The organism is Bradyrhizobium elkanii USDA 76 (assembly GCF_023278185.1).
Classification (GTDB): Bacteria; Pseudomonadota; Alphaproteobacteria; order Rhizobiales; family Xanthobacteraceae; genus Bradyrhizobium; species Bradyrhizobium elkanii.
Genome location: NZ_CP066356.1, coordinates 3,180,491 through 3,200,425 on the forward strand (window position 1 = coordinate 3,180,491; position 19,935 = coordinate 3,200,425).

The window sequence follows — 19,935 nt, forward strand, 5'->3', positions numbered from 1 at the left end:
GGAATAGGTGAAACGGCGGTGAAAGAGCGGCTACCCGGCTATTGCACGCTTTGTCGCTCGCGCTGCGGTGCCGTCACCGTGGTCGAGGACGGGCGCCTTGTCGGCGTAGAGGTATTGAATAACCACCCGACCGGCGGCGCGCTTTGTGCCAAGGGCAGGGCGGCGCCCGAAATCGTCGCCAGCCCGCGCCGGCTGACCGTTCCGCTGAAGCGGACCCAGCCGCGCGGCGCCGCCGATCCGGGCTGGGTCGAGGTGTCCTGGGACGAGGCGTTGACCGAGATCGCCGCTCGGCTCGGTACGATCCGCGCCGAGAGCGGCGCCGAGGCGGTGGCGTTCGGCGTCACCACGCCGAGCGGCACGCCGATGGTCGACAGTTTCGAGTGGGTCGAGCGTTTCATCCGTGGCTTCGGCAGCCCGAACCTGATCTATGCGGTCGAGATCTGCGGCTGGCACAAGGACTATGCGCACGCGCTGACCTTCGGCCGCGGCATCGGCTTTCCCGATTACGACAATGCCGATGCGATTATCCTGTGGGGCCACAATCCGGCGCGCACCTGGCTCGCCCAGGCAACGCGGATCGCCGATGCGCGGCGGCGCGGCGCCAAGGTCGTGGTGGTCGATCCCAAGCCGAACGGCTCGGGGCAGCAGGCCGATCTGTGGCTGCGCATTCGCCCGGGCGCCGATGGTGCGCTCGCGATGGGGGCGATCCGTCACCTCATCGCAACCGGCAGCTTCGATGCGGATTTCGTCAACGCATGGACCAATGGATCGCTGCTGGTCGATCGTGCGACGGGACGCTTCCTGCGCGCCGACGCGTTGTGGCCGGATGGCGCGTCGGAGGCTTTCGTTCGTCTCGATGCGTCGGGCGCGCCGGTACCTTGCGACACCCGCTACGCGCCGGAGAGCTGTGGCCAGCTGCGCGGCGCGCTGCAGGTCCGCACACGCGACGGCCGGATGATAGCGGCGGCAACTGCGTTCGAACTGCTTGTCGAGCGAGCCGCGCCTTACACGCCGGCGCACGTCGCGGAGCTGACCTGGCTTCCTGTCGAGGACGTCGACGCGTTCAACACGCTTCTCGCTCGACGGCCACGGCTCGCCTATCATTCCTGGACCGGCGTCGGCCAGCACACCAACGCGACCGCGATCGAGCGCACGATTGCAACGTTGTATGCGCTGACCGGCGCTTGCGACCGGCCCGGCGGCAATCGCTGGCCGGTGCCGCCGCCGACCCGTGCTCTCAACGACTACAACATCCTGTCGCCGGAGCAGCAGGCAAAGGCGCTGGGCATTACTGAGCTGCCGCTCGGCCCGCCGGCCAAGGGCTGGATCACGGCGCGCGACTTCAGCCGGGCCGTGCTCGACGGCGAGCCCTACCGGGTGCGCGCGCTGGTCGCCTTCGGCACCAACTTCGTCGTCTCGCAGGGCCATTCCGAGCGCAACCGCGCCGCGCTGAACGCGCTGGAATTCCAGGTTCATATCGACATGTTCATGAACCCGACCGCGGAGAGCGCCGATTTCGTGCTGCCCGCCAGCACGCCGTGGGAGCGCGATGCGCTCAAGATCGGATTCGAGATCACGCAGCAGGCCGTCGAGACCGTGCAGTTTCGCCCGCGCATGGTCGAGCCGGTCGGTGAGGTGAAGGCGGACTATGAGATCGCTGCCGCGCTCGCGCTCAAGCTCGGCATGGACGAGCTGTTCTTCGGCGGCGACATCACGGCCGGGTGGAACTATCAGCTCGCACCGCTCGGCATCGATGTCGAGGATCTCCGCGCGCATCCCGAGGGTCGTCGGTTCCCGCAGGCCTTCCGCGACGAAAAATACGCCGTGGCGCGCGAGGACCGAACAGTCGCCGGATTTGCGACGCCGACGCGCCGCGTCGAGCTTTATTCCGAGCTGATGCTGGGACACGGGTATGATCCCTTGCCCGACCACGTCGAGCCGGTCGGCAGCCCGCTCACGGCAGCGCCGGACGCACGCTTTCCGCTCGCGCTTTCCACCGCCAAGAGCGGCTGGTTCGTTCACTCCTCCTATCGGCACGTCGCCTCGCTGCGGCGCAAGTCGCCCGATCCGGCCGTCGAGATCAGTCCGCAACTCGCCGAGAGGCGCGGCCTTGCCGAAGGCGACTGGGCCGTGGTGGAGACGCATGGCGGTGCCGTGCGCTTGAAGGTGCGCCTCAATGCGGCGCTCGACGATCGGGTCGTCGTCGCCGAATTCGGCTGGTGGGAAGAATGTCCGCCGCTCGGCCGCGAGCGTTCCGCGACGGCAGGCATCCACACCCGCAACATCAACGCCGTGCTGCACGACGATGCACGCGATCCGGTCAGCGGCTCCGTCCCGCTGCGCGCGATTGTCTGCGATATCAGGCGCGACGGAATTGCCAGTCGTGGCCTGTGGAGCGGTCAGCGGCGGTTCACGGTCGGCGCGCGCCGCGCCGAGGCGGATAATGTCGTCGCGCTCAAGCTGCTGCCACGTGACGGCGGTCCGCTGCCCGACTTCCTGCCGGGCCAGCACGTCATGGTCTCGCTGCCCGGCGCGGCGGAGGCTCGGGCCTATTCGCTGACCGGATCGGCTGATCTGCCGCATGCGCTGTCGATCGCGGTGAAGGGACGTTTCTTCAATGAGGCGCCGGGTGGCGACGCGGCGTTCTTCATGCCGGATCGTCTGCATCGCCTGGCCGTCGGCGACGAGGTTGTGCTGGAGCCGCCGGGCGGCATCTTCACGCCGCCATTGAAGGGGGCGCGGCCGCTGATTTTCCTCGCCGCCGGCATCGGCATCACGCCGTTCATCAGCCATCTCGAAACGCTGCAACGGATTGCGCCACAGGATCGCGTTGGCGAAATCCTGCTGCTGCATGGCTGCCGCAGCAGCCGGGAGCATCCGTTTGCCGAGCGGCTTGCACAGTTGGACGCCGGTATTCCAAGGCTGAAGCGCGTGACATTCTATTCCGCGCCGTTCGCGCAGGACCCGATCGACTCGCATTCGTTGCGCAAGGGGAGGGTTGATCTCGGACAGGTCAAGCCGCTGTTGGCGCGCCGGCCGCTGGTCTACATCTGCGGCTCGCCGGAATTCGTTGCGGCGCAGATCGAGGCCGTGACGGCGCTCGGCGTGCCGCGCTTCGACATTTTCGCTGAAAGCTTCGTGTCGCCGCCGTCGGTGCCGAGCAACCTTGCGCCGCGCACCATCCGGCTTGCGGGCAGCAAGCAGAGCTTTTCCTGGAAACCCGAGCAGGGGACGCTGCTTGATGCGGCGAGTGCGGCGGGTGTCGCGCTGCCGAGCGGCTGCCGTGTCGGGCAATGCGAAAGCTGTGCGGTTCAGGTCGTCGATGGGGAGTTCACCCATCTCGGCCCTGTCGATGGCAGCGAGGGACAGTGCCTCGCCTGCCAGGCCGTGCCGCTGACCGATCTCACGCTCGCGCTTTGATGACCAAACACGATTGAAGGCTGTAACCGCATTACCGGAAGGGGATCAGATTGATGACGAATGCAACGCACGATCAAACCGTGGGCTTACGAAAACCTGTCGCGGACAACATCATCGCGCGATTTTCGCAAGCCCTGGTGGCGTTTGCGGAGCGCTGGTTCCCGGATGCCTACGTCTTCGTCCTGATCGCGGTGATTGCGGTCGCAATTGGCGCGATCCTGCATGGCGGTTCGCCGCTTGCCGTCAGCCGCGCGTTCGGTGACGGGTTCTGGAACCTGATTCCCTTCACGATGCAGATGGCGCTGGTCGCGATCGGCGGCTATGTCGTGGCGATGTCGCCGCCGATGGCGGCCGTGCTGGCGCGGCTCGCCAGCGTGCCGAAGACCGGGCGCGGCGCCGTGGTCTTTGTCGGCGTGCTCAGCATCTTTCTGTCGCTGCTGAACTGGGGCCTGAGCCTGATCTTCTCGGGTCTTCTGGTGCGGGAGATCGCACGGCGTACCGACATCAGGCTCGACTACCGGGCGGCCGGTGCCGCCGGCTATCTCGGGCTCGGTTGCGGCTTCACCCTCGGCATCACGTCATCAGCCGCGCAGCTGCAGGCCAATGCCGGCAGCATTCCGGCATCGCTTCTGCCGATCACCGGCGTGATCGGTTTCTCGGAAACCATCCTGACCTGGCAGAACATGGTCACCGTCGTGATGGTGACCGTGGTCTCTGCTGCGATCTGCTATTTCACGACGCCTGCGCCCGAACAGGCGAAGACGGCGGAAGACCTCGGCGTTGCGCTTGGCGATGATCGCATCGAGGCCAGGAAGCCGGCGCGTCCGGGCGACTGGCTGGAGTTCAGCCCGCTGCTGACGATCCTGATCGCCGTGCTTGCCGCCGGCTGGTTGTGGCAGACGTTCCAGTCGGGCAATCCGCTGATCACGTTGTCGGGCCTCAACACCTATAATTTCGTCTTCCTCATCCTCGGCATCGTGCTGCACTGGCGTCCGCGCAGCCTCATCGAGTCGTTCTCGAAGGCGATGCCGAGTGTCTCCGGCGTGCTGTTGCAGTTTCCGTTCTACGCCGGCATTGCGCAGATCCTGACCAAGGTCCCGAACGGCAGCGGCACGACGCTGTCGGACACGATCGCACACTGGTTCGTCGGCGCCTCCAGCAATTCCACCGTGTTCTCGTTCCTGGTCGGAATCTATTCGGCGCTGCTCGGCTTCTTCGTGCCGTCGGCCGGCGGCAAGTGGATCATCGAGGCGCCCTACATCATGAAGGCGGCCAACGACATCGGCGCGCATCTCGGCTGGACGGTGATGGTCTACAACATCGCCGAGACGCTGCCGAACTTCATCAACCCGTTCTGGATGCTGCCGCTGCTCGGCATCCTCGGCCTGAAGTCGAAGGATCTGATCGGCTACACCTCGGTGCAGTTCTTCATCCACTTTCCGATCGTGATGCTGCTGGCGGCGATCCTGATGGCAACCTTCACCTATCATCCGCCGATCCTGCCTTGAGCGACCATGGCCGGGCACCGGGACGCACGGTGCCCGGCCAAGTCAGCGCTCGACGACCGTCATTACCAAAACTGTGCTGTTTTTCCGCCGGCCGCGAACGAGCCATCGCGCCGGACAGTCATCTTTGGACAGTCATTTCATTGACCGCCGCGCGGTTTGGCTGGATATTGATGCGCGATATCCGTGTTGTCCAAGGTCACCGCAATGAGACATGACCACTGCAGCTTGATGTGCGACATGCGACGCCGCATGCAGCATCGCTGTGTCTCGGCGGCGACCGGCGTCTGTTGTTGTTGATCGCTTCGACAAGTCCAAAGCATCCGACAATCAGACAGGAGCGCCGTCATTCGGCGATTGAGCACGCATGTCCCAAGCCCAAATGCCCCAAGCCTATGTCATCGAAGTATCGGATCGCACCGCCGGCATCGTCGTCAGCGATAGCCGTGGCTTCTGCTTCTTCTCCTCCGACCGCGCCTTTGACGGCCTCGACGGGGGCTATTTCGGCTCCGCGCGCGCCGCGGAGCGTGCGGTGAGGGCGCACTTGCAGCAGCGCCGCGAGGTCGGGGGCCGTGCGACGCGCGGTTGAGGCGGTTTCTCAGGAGGCTGCGGCGAGCGGCGGCGAGACCACCTGCGGCGCCTCGGGCGCCTGCGCGGCAGTCGTTGCCAGCTGGAAGCGGATGCCGTGCAACGAGCAGGTCAGCGGGATGCCGCGAAAGTCGTCATGGAAGGCGCGGATCCGGCGCGCCAGCTCGCCGGCGCTGATGCCGGCGGGAAGCTCGCACATCTCGCGGTACATCTGCCGCGTGCTCTTGATTCCGCACCAGGCGATCTCCAATTCCGCCAGCGGCGTGGGATCGCAGGCGAGATCGCGCGACATCCGCCAGAACAGATGGGCAAGCCGCACATAGGCGATCTGTTCGAGCCCGCGTACGCTGATCCTGTCGGGAATGATGAAGGACTCGACCCCGACGATCGGGCCGGAATCGACGCGCGCCGCCATCGCATGGGCCGTCGCGCCGAAGGTGCGGGCACCGTCATAGAGCGCGAAATGCGCTGGCGCCCAGCCGGGATATTGCGGCGGGCCGGGATGGAAATTGTAGGCGCCATGGCCGAGTGCCGCCAGAATGTGCTCCGGCACGATGACGCTGGTGGTGAAGGCCAACAGCCGGGCCTCGCGCAAGACCTCCGGCCCGATCGCGGCGAGCTCGTCGGCCGTTACCACGCAGCGGAACGACAGCGCCGGATTGTGCGCCTTCAGCAGTTCGGTGAGCGCGAATTGCTGGTTGGCGACGCCGGTGAGAAGGATGATTGTCTTCATGATGTCGATGTCCTTCCCTTGCTCTGTCTTCCCCGCGTTCATCAGCCGCGCTGCCCGGCCATCACGACGACGCTGCCGGCATCGCGGGACTGGCCCACGGTGCGGAACAGGTCGGCCGGCAATGTCTGCCACGGCGCGATCTCGATGATGCGGTTGTTCGCGCTTCTCGCGGCCGATTTCGCCGCGCGGATATCGTCCTGCCAGGGGCAGAGTGCGAGCTCGAGCCGGCCGAATCCGCCGCAATCGGCCGCGAACGCGCCGGTGACCGCCTCGATGCCGGCAGCCATTTCGCGCGCGTCGCTGGTCGCTATATCGCGCATGATCACGGTGATCGCCTCATTCGAGGCCGCCTGCGACCGGATCACGATCATGGCGTCACGGCCGCCGCTGCGGCTGGCGCGCCGCGCGGCCCGCATCGCGATGCCGAATTCGGCGTCCGGTCCAAGATCGCTGCCGTCGGTGGGCAGGTTGTGAACGACCGTGGTGTGGCGGGGCGTGCCGGCGTCTTCGGCCGGGGCGTGGTACGAGCGCGGCAGCCAGACCGTGTCGAGCGCCATCTGCGACGATGTCAGGCTCCAGGCCTGGTCGAGCAAATAGCCTTCCCAGACCGCGGGATAGGCGCTCGCGATGTGGTGCCAGTTGCGCAGCACCGTTTCGGCGGCAGGCGAGCGGCCGAGATAGAGGGTGCGCGCCGACATTTCCCACCGGTTCCATTTGTGGAGCGCGACGTCGCAATCAAGGTATGACGGCAGCAGTGGCGGCTCGCTGAGGACTGCGTCGGCCTCGATGAAGAGCAGCGGCTCGCGGTGCTGCTCCCACATCCGCAGCATGAAGCCGGATTTATCGGCTGCGCGCATGTGCTCGCCGTCTGCGGTGTCGATCGGTGCGATATCGCAGGCGATCCGGAATTCGGCCAGCTTGTCGCGGAGGGCGCGGGCGCGATCGTCGCCGCAAGCGCGGGGGTAGCAGGAGACCACGCGCAGCGATGCCTCGGACCTCGAGCCTTGCTCGGGCGCGATCGGGCGCCAATTGAGGCCGCCCCACCACATCTCATGCGGGCCATCGAAGCTCGGCCCGATCGTTCCGAAGTCGGTCAGCTTGGATTTCAGGAAGTCGAAGGCGGGATTCTCGCCGAAGGGGACGACGACCGCGCAGTCGGCGCGAAGCGACCGGTAAAGCATCTCGGCGGCGGGGCCGCTCGGCGGCTCGACGAGGATGATGACGCCATGGTCCCTCGCCGGCACCGAGCCGGCCTGATGGACGACCGCGGGTCCGAGCCGCTCCGACAGCCATGCGAGCCGTCGGCGCTGCGCCGCGCTCATCCGGATGCCGTTCGCCGCCAGCAATTGGTCGAAGTTCGTCTGCAAGCCGTCCGCTTGCGCCGTGTCAGCCGAAATCATGCCCGCACTACCCCTCGTTAACCTTCTACGTGCGGGGCGGCCGGATCAGGCGGACAAATCATCTGTCGTTGTTCGTTGCCGGCATGCCTTTGGCGCTGCGCCAGGTCAGTGTGGCCGAGGGGGCACCGTTGCCGTCGCAGTCCGCGACCGCAAGGATGCGGTCATGGTCGAGGGTGGTCAGCGCGACCGTGTAGAGGGCGACGTCGTCTTCGAAGCCGTCGACCGGCATCAGCAGCATGCCGTCGTCACTGCTAGCGCGGAAGTGACGGCCGCGCCGTTCGAGGCCGGCATCGATGAGCCGTGCCGCGGCGATCGCTGTCACGTTCGAACTCTCGGCGGCCTTCGCGGCGCTCTCGCCGTATTGGACCGTGATGCCGTGGAGCATCCCGTCGCGGGTGAGCTTGGCCAGCGGCAGCGCGATGGTCGCGATTGCCATCCGGCGCGACAGCGGTATCCGCAGGCGGAGGTCGCCGAGCCCGGTATGATAGACGCTGACCGCCTCCAGCGACGCCTGGCCATTCCGGTCGAACAGACCGACCTGCAGCGTCCCGCACAGTGCTTCGCCGAACACATTCGCGGGCAGGCGATTGGCGCCGAACAGCGTATAGAGATAGGCGTGCGACGGCGAGAGGGCGGCAAAGCTGCCCGCCAGCCACATCGGGGGCGCCGGAGCCGTGCAGGCGCTCATGAGGCCGCGGGCGATGATGCAATCATTGACGAAGTCGGCATCGAGCAACGGCGCCAGCGCCTGGGTGCCGAGATTGACGTCATGCTTGATGCCGCCGAGCAACGCGAGCTCATCGTCGTCCGGCAGCAGCAGGAGGCGTCCGAGCACGGCGGCGGCCCAGCGCGCCGCGACCGCGGGATCGGCATCGGGCTGCAATCCGTAGCGTGGTGCCAGCTCGCGGGTGCGCGAAACATAGGCCAGCGTTCCGGATTGCACCTCGGCCGCCAGCGCCAGCTGGGCGGCCGGGCGCTGATCACCCTCGCGCAACACGTCACCGTCGCGATAATCCCGCGCGGATCCTTCCCTGGAGCAGCACAGCTGCTCCAGCAAGGCGACGTTGCGGATCAGCATGCGCTTGACGTGCGGCGTGACGACGTGATCCGAGATCAGGCCCTCCGCGGTGTCGTCATCGGCGATGTCGTCGAAGGCATCGTCAAGCGTCAGCAGATAGGTGCCGTGCAGGCGGATGCGGATGCCCTCGCGATCGAAAATTCGTCGCAGCGATTTCTGCACGCTTGCGGAATAGCCGAGATCGACCAGGATCAGATCGGTGCAGTCGTCGAAATCCCGGATATGCGCGCGAAGGTAGGTGAACAGACGCGCCCGGACGCCGGCAGCGATATCGGTGATTTCGCGCGGGTCCATCAGATCGGGCAGGGCGTCGGCGAGTTCGCGGCCGCTCGCAATGCCGTCGGGATACTGCGCGAAGAACTTCATCACGGCGGGCGGCCGCACCTTGACGATGTCGACAAAGGTCGTCGCGTCGATCATGACGACCCGGCTCAGCAGCTCACAGAGCGGTTCGAGGGTGTCCGCGGATCCGACCAGGCTGACGCGACGATTGATCTCGATATAGGCGCCGGTCTCGCCGTGGTTTGCCTGCCAGACCCGATACGGCAGCAGGCCGTCGCGGCCGAGGAATCCGATCGCAACGCGTGCGCCATTGCGAGCAAGCGCCGCGCGCCGGGCGGCAATGAATGCATCGAACGCCGCCATCATCGGGCCGAGCACGGTCAGGCCGAGGTTGAAAGCGGGAGAATGCTCCGCGCTCTTCGTCGTCACCGCGCGCCGCAGCGTGCGGGCGCCGCAATCGAGCCGCGACGGCTGATCGGGGCACAGCAATTCGAAGATCGATGTCTCGCGCTGAAATTTGGAAGCCAGCGCCGCGCCGGCCTGCGGGTAGTAGCGCGGGCGGATGCCGTGACGGCGCGCGCCGTTGACATCGGCGGTGTGGTTGTCGCCGACATGGAACGAGCTTGCCGCGTCGATGCCTTGCTCGGCGAGATAGGCCTCAAACAGCGCTTCGCTCTTGCTGCTGCCGTGATCGCAGGACGCATAGAGGAAATCCCAGCTCAGCCCGGGACTGCAGGAACGCAGCAACTGCGCGAGCTGGTCGGTGCTCCAGTAAGTGTCGGAAACGAAGCCGACGCGAAAACCGCCGCGCTTCATGTCCAGATATTGCTCGAGCATTTCGGGATTGACGCGGCACAGCTCGAGTTCGCTTTCGAACTCGATCTGCGCGAGATCCTGCAATGCATTGCGGCCCAGGCCGAACAGCCTGAATGGAAAGTATTTGTAGATGTCGGCGATGCGCACTTCGGTGGAGCCGCACCGCTCCTGCGATACCTTGCGCGCCCGCGCCTCCGCCTGGATTCGATGCTGAACGAAACTGGCGGACATGTTCGGAAATTTTTCAGCAATGCAGGAACGCTGAAAAACCCTTTCAAATACGCCATCCGGCGTCGTGCAGGCGCGCAACAGAAATGTATCGAAAACATCGAATGAACATGCAGAAACATTCTGCGCTCGACGCGTCGCGTCGACCGTCATGATCGTCATGCGCAAAATTCCCGCCAGTCCTCATGCGTTGAACGCGCGCATGAGACAAATCAGGCGCGACAGTTCAAAAAAGTTGATGCGGGATTCGAAAACGCGCGCTTCGCGACTGACAGATTCAAAAAATCCGATAACGTCGAAACAGTGATTCGGAAAAGATTGCCTAGTCGCAATCGTCGAATGCAAGATGGCGACCAACGGCGATGAATCACTCGCATGCTCCGCGCATGCATGTGTTCGCGTGGCGTTAGTTGGTGTGACAACAGCGTTTTTCCGACGCGACGATCTCTTCCGCGGACATGCGAGGCGATGCCGAACGACTGCTCCAAACTCCGTCGAATTTTTCCCTGCGCCTCTGCGCAGCGGCAGCTTTTGCCGGGCGGTCGGCAAAATCATCCAGCTAAGCATTTGAAAAATAACGAAAAAAGTTCGCCTGGTTTGCGAGGCCTCTCCGTTCAACGCTCAGAAGCCGCATGGAATGTGTGCCAGCGGCGTTGGTTGGAGAGCGGCGGATGAGTTACGCGCTTGATATGAGGGCACCGGCCGAGGTGGAGGCCACGCCGGCCGCGGTTGCGCCGGCCGAAGCGGCTGCTCCGTGGAGCAACGTCCCCACCGTTGCCGATGCGGGCCCGCTCGACACCGTCGAGATCCACGACGAAGACAAGGAATTGCTCGACCGCCTCGCCGCCGGCGACGAGACGGCGTTTCGTGCTCTGGTCGAACGTCATATCGATCGCGCCTACGCGATCGCGCTGCGCATCGTCGGCAACGCCGCCGATGCCGAAGACGTCGTGCAGGACACGATGCTGAAGGTGTGGACGCATCGCGGCCGCTGGCAGCATGGCCGCGCCAAGTTCTCGACCTGGCTCTATCGCGTCGTCAGCAACCGCTGCATCGATCTGCGCCGCAAGCCGCGCACCGAGAATGTCGACGTCGTGCCCGAGGTCGCCGACACCCAGCTCGACGCCTCCGCCGTGATCGAGCGCAACGAGATCGGCAATCTGCTGGAGGTCGCGATGCAGCGGCTGCCCGAGCAGCAGCGCGTCGCGGTGATCCTGTCCTATCACGAGAACATGAGCAACGGCGAGATCGCCGAGGTCATGGACACGACCGTGGCCGCGGTGGAGTCGCTGTTGAAGCGAGGACGGCAGCAGCTGCGCGAGATGCTGAAGCGGCACGAGCGCGACCTGCGCGGCGCGTTTACCGACTGCTAACCATAAATTCCGGCTTCTGAAGATTTTGCGCCTGACCACCGGCGGCCGATCCGTTTGATCGGGCGGACGGGGGCTGGATCCGCGTCACCTCTCTTTTTCACGATGCGGCATGCCATGCCCCATCAGCACAGGAGCTACTCATGCCGGCAATCTCCACCAACACCGCCGCGAACTCCGCGGTCCGCTACCTCAACATCAACTCGCAGCAGGAAACCAGCGCGCTGTCGAAGCTGTCGAGCGGCTCGCGCATCACCTCGGCTTCCGACGACGCGGCCGGCCTTGCGATCTCGACCCGCATCTCTTCCGACATCACGACGCTGCAGCAGGCCGCCACCAACGCGGCGCAGGCGACCTCGATCCTGCAGACCGCCGATGGCGGCGCCTCCAACATCTCGGACATCCTGGCCCGCATGAAGTCGCTGGCTTCCGAGTCCGCCTCGGGCACCGTGGCGGATTCCAGCCGCGCCTACATCAACTCGGAATTCACGCAGCTCAAGGGCGAAATCGACTCGATCGCCAGCGGGACCCGCTACAGCAGCCAGAGCTTGCTCGATGGTTCGAGCGTGTTCTCGTCGGGCGTCTCGGTGCTGGTCGGATCGACCTCGGCCGACACCATCACGATCACGCTGACGAGCCTCACGGCCTCTTCGCTGTCCGTGACGTCGCTCGACGTGTCCAGCCTGTCGAGCGCCACCAGCGCGATGTCGGCTCTCGACACCGCGATTGACAAGGTGTCGTCCGCACGCGCCGAGATCGGTGCTCAGGAATCCCGCTTCAACTTCAGCGCTGACTCGATCTCGACCCAGACCCAGAACCTGCAATCGGCGAACTCGGCGATCAAGGACGTCGATATCGCCTCCGAGCAGGCGACGCTGTCCTCGGCGGAGGTGAAGACGCAGGCCGCTGTTTCGGCGGAAACCGCGGCGAACCAGATGCCGCAGTACCTGCTGAAGCTGCTCGGCTAATTCGAAAGACCGGTCGGGCCGGCATGATGCCGGCCCGACTCCTATCGCGGCGGAAGTGTCGACATGACGGTTAGCAGCGCCACCTCGAGCACAGCAGGCACCACGTCGACCAGTTCTGCCAGTACGGTGACAACGACCGGCACGACCAATTCGACCAGCATCGATTGGGATGCCCTGATCGAGGCCGAGGTCAATGCCAAGCTCGCAGCGGCGACCTCGATCACCACGACGATCACCGCGAACCAGGCCAAGATCACCGCCTATCAATCGCTGCAGACCGAGCTTTCGACGCTGGCAAGCGGGTTGTCGTCGCTCAGCACCTCGATCATCAATTCGATTGCCACCAACGCGTTCGCCACGCGGGCGGCGACTATCTCGTCCACCGGTGACGTCAGCGCCTCGTCGGCGCTGAACATGAGCGTCAACAGCGGCTCGGCGACCGGCGATCACACGCTCCAGATCACCCAGCTGGCGACCGCGCAGAAGGTGATCGGCTCTTCGCAGTCGAGCAGTTCGACCGCGCTGGGCCTCTCCGGCACTTTTTCGCTCGGCCTGTCCGGCGGCACCAGCACGGCGATCTCGATCACCAGCGGCATGTCGATGCAGGATGTCGTCGACACCATCAACGCCCAGACCTCGACCACCAATGTCCAGGCCTCGATCGTCCAGGTGTCGAGCGGGTCCTATGAGATGGTGCTGACAGGGACGCAGGACGCCGCTGACATCACCTATTCGTCGACGTCGGGCGATGACATCCTGAACAGGCTCGGCGTCACCGACACGTCCGGAGCGTTCACCGACGTGCTGCAGAAGTCGCAGTCCGCGGAATTCACCCTCGACGGCATCGCGCTCACGCGTAACACCAACGACGTTTCCGACGTCCTGTCCGGCGTCACTTTCGACCTGCTGCAGCCGACGCCGAGCGGCACCAGCCTGAACATCAGCATCGAGACCGACACCAGCCAGATCACGTCCGCGCTGCAGACCTTCGTCACCAACTACAACGCATTTCGCGACCAGGTGATCGCGCAGTCGGCGCAGAATTCCGACGGGACGGCCGCGTCAAGCGCGGTGCTGTTCGGCGACAGCACGATGCGCGATATCATGACCCAGCTGCAGCAGGTGCTCAGCGGGACGGTCGGCGGCATGACGATGGCCGATCTCGGCCTGTCCTTCAACGAGAACAACGAGCTCCAGCTCGATACCGGCACGCTGTCGACGGTGTTGACGCAGAATCTCGCCGGCGTCACCCAGCTGCTGTCGGCGCAGACCACCACTTCGTCCAGCCAGCTCAGCGTGGTCAATACCGGCACATCGCCGCAATCCTTCACGCTCGACCTCACGGTGGACTCCACCGGTACGCTGACCGGAGCCTCGGTCGGCGGCGACAGCTCCGGCTTTTCGGTGGTCGGCAACACGATCATCGGCAATTCGGGCACGATCTACGCCGGGATGGCCTTTACTTATACGGGCTCGACCTCGCAGTCGATCACGGTGACATCGTCGTCCGGTTTGGCGACGCAACTCTACCAGCTCGCGCATAGCAGTTCCGGCACCAGCGGTCAGCTGCAGACGTTGATCACGAATCTGCAGTCGCGCGACACCGACCTGCAGTCCCAGGTCAGCGACATTCAGAGCAATGCGGCCACATTCAAGGCTCAGCTGCAGGTTCAATACGCCAACTACCAGGCGGCCATCGAAAGCGCGAACAACACGCTGGGCTACCTGAAAGCACTCCTAGACGCATCATCGAGTAACTAATGACCCAGAACGCGACCGCCTACCACGCCAACAATGCCTATCGATCCGCCGCGGTGGCGGTGCCGCCGCTGAAGGCGGTGGTGATGCTGTGCGACGGTGCGATCACGCTGTTGCAGAAGGCGCTGGAAGCGCACGAGGCGAAGCGCTTCGAGGAAGGGCACATCTATCTGACGCGGGCGACCGCGATCCTGCGCGGGCTGAGCCACAATCTCGATTTCACCCGCGGCGGCGCGATGGCCGATCGTCTCTACCGCACCTATAACGCCCTGATCATGGCGTGCCTGCGCTCTTATGGCCGGCCGCAGGCCAGGGAGAATTTTCGGCGCATCATCGCGAGCCTGGCGGAATTGCGCGACGCCTGGAAGTTCGTCGAGGCGACCGCCGGCAAGGCCGCCAAGGCGAGGGCACTCGACAAGACGCTCGAATCAGCCGCGGGCCGCTGAGCCCCGAGAGGCAGCGAATCACCCGCCGAGGGCGTTTCGCCGGTGTAGCTGAGACCCTGGGTGGGCGCCTGGTTGGGGAAAAAATAGCCGCCCGGCGAGCACCATGCTGGACCTGACGCGACAGCGGCGGAAATTGATTTCCGCCGTCCCGCGAATGCTTTATGACAGCCTTGGCGACGAGGCTGGATTCTGCGCGCGCGATGGATGTTGCGACATTCGAAGACCTGATCGACCGGCTGGGGGAGGATCTGTCCCGCTGGCCCGATGATCAGCGTGTTGCCGCCGTCCAGCTCCTTGCATCCTCGGCTGAGGCGCGGACGCTCTACGAGGAGGCGAGCGCGGTACGCCGCGCACTCGCGGCGCCACCGGTTCGCGCACCCAAGGGCCTTGCCGACCGCATCGTGACCGCAGCGGCGAAATTGCCACAGAAGCCCGCTTCGGGGCCGGCCCCGGCTGACGATCAGCCGAACGATGCACAAGCACCGGGCCGATCCGCACAGCAAGGCAAGGTGCTGCCGGCGCTGCTGCTGGCCCTCTGCCTGTTGCCCGCATTGACACCGCCGGCATTGATGCTCGGCGAGCCGGATCTGCCGATCAGCCTCTCGCTCTAAAACGCTCCGCATTGCCGTTGCGGCTGTTCGCGTGTTTTCGCGGCGAGATGCTTGCGCACGCCTGCGAGCCATGAGCCCGCAACGGACACGGCAAATTCTGCCGCTTCATCACGTGATTCCGGGCGGATGAATCCGCGCCTGAAATCGGCGCGTCATCCGTTTTATCTGCGAACGACATCACGACCCCAATGTCCCACCGCGTTCCGTCGCGCATCCCGCGGCGAAGAGAGCCTTGTCATGACCGTTTCCTCGGCAACCTCTGCTGCAACCTCCGCCATGTCGAGCTCGTCGTCGAGCGCGTCGATGGGGATGAGCTCGACCGATTTCCTCAACCTTCTCGTCAGCGAGTTGCAAAACCAGGATCCGCTGAACGCCACCAGCACGACCGACTTCATCAACCAGCTCACCTCCTACGCCAACTTCACCGAGCAGCAGTCGACCAACGCCAGCATGACGTCGCTGGCGAGCTCGTTCTCGAGCCTCGTGACGCTCAACTCGGTCAACTATATCGGCCACACCGTCGAGGCGAAGACGAACACGGCGGAGCTGACCAATGGCTCGGCGACGTTCGGCTACTCGCTCACCTCGGCCGCGTCGAACGTCGCGATCACGATCCAGGATTCCTCGGGCAACACGGTGTGGAGCGGCAAGGGGACCGGAAACGCCGGTTCCAACACCTTCACCTGGAACGGCCAGACCTCCGACGGCACCCAGCTCAAGGACGGCGGCCAGTACACGATTCAGGTGACCGCGACCGACTCCGCCGGAAACTCGCTGCTCAGCTACACCACGATGACGGGAACGGTGACTGGCATCGATGCCTCCGGCTCGACGCCCTCGCTGCTCGTGAACGGCGTTCCCGTCAGCGCCGCCAACATCATCGGCGTCACGTCCTGATTGGTACCGGAGTTTTATCATGAGTCTCACGGGTGCTCTTTCCTCGGCGATCTCGGCGCTCAATGCGCAGAGCCAGTCGCTGGCAATGATTTCCGACAACATTTCCAACGCCGACACCACGGGCTACAAGACCACGTCGGCGATGTTCCAGGATCTGGTGACTGCGTCGAACAGCGCCACCTCATACACGTCCGGCGGCGTCACGGTGTCCGGCCGCGCCAACATCACCCAGCAGGGATTGCTGTCCGCGACCACCAACGCCACCGACGTCGCGATCCAGGGCAGCGGCTTTTTCGTCACCACCAACGCGACGTCCGGCGGCACCACCTCCTATACGCGCAACGGCGCGTTCACCACCGACAATCTGGGCTACCTCGTCAACAACGGCAACTACCTCGAGGGCTGGCGCACCGACGCTGACGGCAACATCATCGGCAATGCCTCCCCCGCGAGCCTCGGGCCGATCAACACGCAGGTGGCGTCCACCAGCGGCAGCGCCACCACCAAGACCACGGTCGCGGCGAACCTGCCGGCCGATGCCGCCGTCGGTGCGACCTTCAATAGCTCGATGACGGTCTACGATTCGCTGGGCACGGCGAGTACGATCCAGATCGATTGGGAAAAGACCGGTGACAACACCTGGAAAGCCAGCTTCGAGCAGCCCAAGCTCGCATCGGACTCCACGACGGCCAGCGCCGGCGCGATCACCGATACGGTGGCGATCACCTTCAATAGCGATGGTTCACTCAAATCGACGGTGCCGAGCCCGCCGACCATCGCGGTGACCGGTTGGACAGATGGCGCGGCCGACAGCTCCATTACGCTCAATCTCGGTACGGCCGGCAAGACCGATGGCCTCACGCAGTATTCGTCAGGCGAGACCACGCCGGCCGTCGATCTCACGAGCATCACGTCGGACGGTCTGCCCTATGGCAAGCTGAGCAGCATTTCGATCGGCAAGGGAGGTGTGGTCGACGCCACCTACTCCAACGGGCAGACCATTGCGATCTACAAGATTGCGGTCGCGACCTTCAGCGATCCCAACGGATTGAGCGCGGCCAGCGACGGCATGTACTCCGCGACGGCCGCCTCCGGCAACGCCACGCTGCAGACCTCGGGCACCAACGGCGCCGGCACGATCTACGGCAGCGAACTGGAGTCGAGCACCACCGACACCAGCGGCCAGTTCTCCAACATGATCTCGGCGCAGCAGGCCTACTCGGCGGCGTCGCAGGTGATCACCACCGTCGACAAGATGTTCGATACGCTGATCTCGGCGGTGTCGCGATGATGACCCAGAAGCGGAATGACCGCTTGCTGGTCAGGCTTCAGCGGCTGCAGGCGAGGGCCGCCTCGGTCCGGCCGAACGACCGGACGCAGCTCCGAGCGTTGCTCGACGATGTCGGAACCTTGCGGGACCAGCTGATGCGCGAATGCGCGCGGCTCGACCATGAACTCAACCGGGCCGCGGTCCGGGTAACGGCAATCACCGCGTATGGGCGCAGTGCACAATCGGTTCGCGCCCTGCGTCGCGGACACTAGCTTGAACGGGAGCGATGGCATGACACCGGAACGCAACATCAAGATCAATCCCGCGGGCAATGACCAGCGCGCAAGGTCGTTGATCGCGCTGATCGACAACCTGATCGCGATCGTGAACGAGGAGAATGTCGAGCTCGCCAAGGGCTTGCTGGCCTCGCGGCTGAAGCAGGTCGACGAGAAGCACCGCCTTGCCACCCTGTTCGAGCAATGTGTGGCGGAGGCGGTCGGCAAGACGGCAAATCTCAACGTCCAGGACCGCGTGCTGCGCGAGCAGCTGATGGACCGGATCCTGAAGCTGCGCATGGCGATGGACGAGAACGTGATGCGCCTGCGCGCGGCGATCGATGCCAGCAATCGCAGGATCGAGGCGATCATGCAGGCGATTCGCGAGCAGATCGCCAACGTATCGCCTTATGGCGCCGGCGGTCGTCGCGTTACGCCCGCAATGTCCTATGGCACCAATGTGCGGGCTTGATCGGGCCGCCGCCGAAGGGAGTAGGCCGTGTCGTCGCTCGATATTGCACGAAGCATCGCATTCAGCGGGCTGTCAGCCACGCAGGTGCAGATCAGCGTGGCCTCGGCCAATATCTCCAATGCCGACACCAAGGGCTATACCGAGAAGACCGCCAACCAGAGCAGCAGCGTCACTTCCGGTGTCGGTACCGGCGTCACGATCACGGGGATCAGCAGCGCGGTCGACAAGCTGCTCCTGAAGTCGCTGGTCGGGGCCAACTCCGATCTCGGTGCCGCCGACACCACCAACAGCTTTCTGACCGAGCTCCAGCAGCTTTATGGCAGCACGTCGAGCTCGGACAGCTCGACGACGGGCACCTCGCTGGCCAACACGATCGCGGCATTCGAGTCGGCGTTGTCGTCGCTGGCGAGCACGCCGAGCAGTGCGTCGCTGCAATCGAACGCCGTCAGCGCGCTTGCGGCGGTGACGACGCAGCTGCAGCAGACCTCGAGCGGCATCCAGACGCTGCGCTCCAATGCGGACCAGGACATCGCGTCGTCGGTTACCGACATCAATTCCGACCTGCAGCAGATCTCCGACCTCAACAAGCAGATCAAGCAGCAGGCGGCAGCCGGGCAGTCGACGGCCGATCTGGAGGACCAGCGCAACAGCGCGCTGCAGGATCTCGCGTCGATGATGAATGTGAGCTACTTCACCACATCGACCGGCGATTTGCAGGTCTATACCGGATCGGGGCAGGCGCTGGTCGATAGCACGGCGCATCCGCTGAGCTACACGGCGCTACCCAGCGTCACGGCGTCCACGACGTATAGCGCGGGATCGTCAAGCGGGTTCAGCGGTATCACCGTCAACGGGGTCGATATCACCTCGCAGATCTCCTCGGGCAAGGTCAGCGCACTGATCACGCTGCGCGACCAGACGCTGCCAGCGGCGCAGTCGCAACTCGACGAGCTTGCCCGGCAACTGACCGCGACCGTCAACGCGGTATCGAACCAAGGCACGTCGGTGCCGCCGCCGGCGAGCCTGACCGGAACCGGCACCGTGAGCAGTACGACGCCGTTCTCGGCGACCGGCACGGTACGCATCGCGGTTGCCGACAAGAGCGGCAACCTGGTGTCGTACCAAGACCTCGATCTGTCATCTTACGCCACGGTCGGTGATCTCGCCGCTGCGATCAACGGTATCTCGGGGCTGTCAGCTTCGGTCGATGCCAACGGACACTTGTCGATCTCGGCGACCACATCCGGCAACGGCGTTGCGATCAACGAGATGACGAGCTCGGTCGGCAGTTCTGGTGACGGTTTTTCGGATTACTTCGGGTTCAACGACCTGATCACCGGAACCGGCGCGTCCGACATCGCCGTTCGCAGCGACATTCTGAACGGGACGGCGGCGCTGCCGACGGCGACGCTCGATGCGTCGTCGACGCTGACAGCCGGAAACTCGGTGCTGTCGCCGGGCTCGGCGACGGTGGTGAACGCGCTCTCGAGCGCGCTGACGGGGTCGACCGATTTCGGCATGGCCGGCGGTCTCGGCGCGACCACCTGTTCTTTCACGGACTACGCGGCCGCCATCGTCGCCAACGTCGCCGGCAAGGCGACCCAGGCGTCGGCGGCCTATACCGCCAAGCAGACGGCGCAGTCGACCTATGCGAATTCGCTGTCGTCGCAGTCCGGCGTCAACATTGACCAGGAGAGCGCAAATCTGAGTGCGTTGCAGAACAAATACGCTGCCGCCTCCCAGATCATTACGGCCATCAACGCCATGTTCTCGGCGCTGATGACCGCGATGAGCGCAAGCTGAACCCGAGGCCGTCGT

The 19,935-nt window shown here is 64.8% G+C and carries 16 protein-coding genes; 13 read left to right on the plus strand and 3 right to left on the minus strand.

Features of this window, described 5'->3' with window-relative positions:
• Positions 1-18: 18 nt before the first annotated feature.
• The 3 genes from JEY66_RS15160 (at position 19) to JEY66_RS15170 (ending at position 5,514) form a co-directional block, all read left to right on the plus strand.
• Entirely contained in the window at positions 19-3,420 is a 3,402-nt protein-coding gene (locus JEY66_RS15160; RefSeq protein WP_198390641.1) for a molybdopterin-dependent oxidoreductase, read from the plus strand.
• 53 nt (positions 3,421-3,473) lie between these two features.
• Positions 3,474-4,928 (plus strand): short-chain fatty acid transporter, encoded by a 1,455-nt coding sequence (locus tag JEY66_RS15165; RefSeq protein WP_018272917.1) that lies wholly within the window; start codon positions 3,474-3,476, stop codon positions 4,926-4,928.
• Between the two features lie 364 nt (positions 4,929-5,292).
• Positions 5,293-5,514, plus strand: coding sequence for a hypothetical protein (locus JEY66_RS15170; RefSeq protein WP_080586156.1), 222 nt, complete (start codon positions 5,293-5,295; stop codon positions 5,512-5,514).
• A 9-nt stretch (positions 5,515-5,523) separates the two neighbouring features.
• On the opposite strand, the gene JEY66_RS15175 is transcribed toward JEY66_RS15170, so the two are convergent.
• The 3 genes from JEY66_RS15175 to JEY66_RS15185 are packed head-to-tail and all read right to left on the minus strand — an operon-like array spanning position 5,524 to position 10,053.
• On the minus strand, positions 5,524-6,249 hold the full coding sequence (locus tag JEY66_RS15175) for a formyltransferase family protein (RefSeq protein ID WP_041482943.1): 726 nt from the start codon (positions 6,247-6,249) through the stop codon (positions 5,524-5,526).
• 38 nt (positions 6,250-6,287) lie between these two features.
• Positions 6,288-7,646, minus strand: a complete 1,359-nt coding sequence (locus JEY66_RS15180; RefSeq protein ID WP_018272914.1) for a hypothetical protein — start codon at positions 7,644-7,646, stop codon at positions 6,288-6,290.
• Positions 7,647-7,704: 58 nt separating this feature from the next.
• On the minus strand, positions 7,705-10,053 hold the full coding sequence (locus JEY66_RS15185) for a hypothetical protein (RefSeq protein ID WP_244620820.1): 2,349 nt from the start codon (positions 10,051-10,053) through the stop codon (positions 7,705-7,707).
• Between the two features lie 668 nt (positions 10,054-10,721).
• On the opposite strand from JEY66_RS15185, the gene JEY66_RS15190 reads away from it, so the two are divergent.
• From JEY66_RS15190 to flgK, 10 genes are all read left to right on the plus strand, one after another.
• Positions 10,722-11,423 carry an RNA polymerase sigma factor gene (locus JEY66_RS15190; RefSeq protein ID WP_018272912.1) on the plus strand — a complete coding sequence of 234 codons (702 nt, stop codon included), beginning with the start codon at positions 10,722-10,724 and terminating at the stop codon, positions 11,421-11,423.
• Between the two features lie 140 nt (positions 11,424-11,563).
• On the plus strand, positions 11,564-12,388 hold the full coding sequence (locus tag JEY66_RS15195) for a flagellin (protein WP_016844634.1): 825 nt from the start codon (positions 11,564-11,566) through the stop codon (positions 12,386-12,388).
• Between the two features lie 63 nt (positions 12,389-12,451).
• Positions 12,452-14,149, plus strand: coding sequence for a flagellar filament capping protein FliD (fliD, locus tag JEY66_RS15200; RefSeq protein ID WP_026193099.1), 1,698 nt, complete (start codon positions 12,452-12,454; stop codon positions 14,147-14,149).
• Entirely contained in the window at positions 14,149-14,592 is a 444-nt protein-coding gene (locus tag JEY66_RS15205; RefSeq protein ID WP_016844632.1) for a flagellar export chaperone FliS, read from the plus strand. The genes fliD and JEY66_RS15205 overlap by 1 nt, the downstream gene beginning before the upstream one ends.
• A gap of 161 nt (positions 14,593-14,753) precedes the next feature.
• Positions 14,754-15,203: a hypothetical protein gene (locus tag JEY66_RS45305; protein WP_018272910.1), complete on the plus strand. Its 450-nt coding sequence runs from the start codon at positions 14,754-14,756 to the stop codon at positions 15,201-15,203.
• Positions 15,204-15,440: 237 nt separating this feature from the next.
• The gene (locus JEY66_RS15215; protein ID WP_026193098.1) at positions 15,441-16,100 is read left to right on the plus strand and encodes a flagellar hook assembly protein FlgD; all 660 of its coding nucleotides are present in this window, start codon (positions 15,441-15,443) and stop codon (positions 16,098-16,100) included.
• A gap of 19 nt (positions 16,101-16,119) precedes the next feature.
• Complete coding sequence (flgE, locus tag JEY66_RS15220) at positions 16,120-17,391, plus strand: flagellar hook protein FlgE (protein WP_018272908.1); 1,272 nt, start codon at positions 16,120-16,122, stop codon at positions 17,389-17,391.
• Positions 17,388-17,642 (plus strand): hypothetical protein, encoded by a 255-nt coding sequence (locus tag JEY66_RS15225; protein ID WP_018272907.1) that lies wholly within the window; start codon positions 17,388-17,390, stop codon positions 17,640-17,642. Before flgE ends, JEY66_RS15225 begins: the two co-directional genes overlap by 4 nt.
• Before the next feature lie 19 nt (positions 17,643-17,661).
• Positions 17,662-18,117, plus strand: coding sequence for a hypothetical protein (locus JEY66_RS15230; protein ID WP_018272906.1), 456 nt, complete (start codon positions 17,662-17,664; stop codon positions 18,115-18,117).
• 27 nt (positions 18,118-18,144) lie between these two features.
• Positions 18,145-19,920 carry a flagellar hook-associated protein FlgK gene (gene flgK, locus JEY66_RS15235; RefSeq protein ID WP_018272905.1) on the plus strand — a complete coding sequence of 592 codons (1,776 nt, stop codon included), beginning with the start codon at positions 18,145-18,147 and terminating at the stop codon, positions 19,918-19,920.
• The last annotated feature ends 15 nt before the right edge of the window (positions 19,921-19,935 follow it).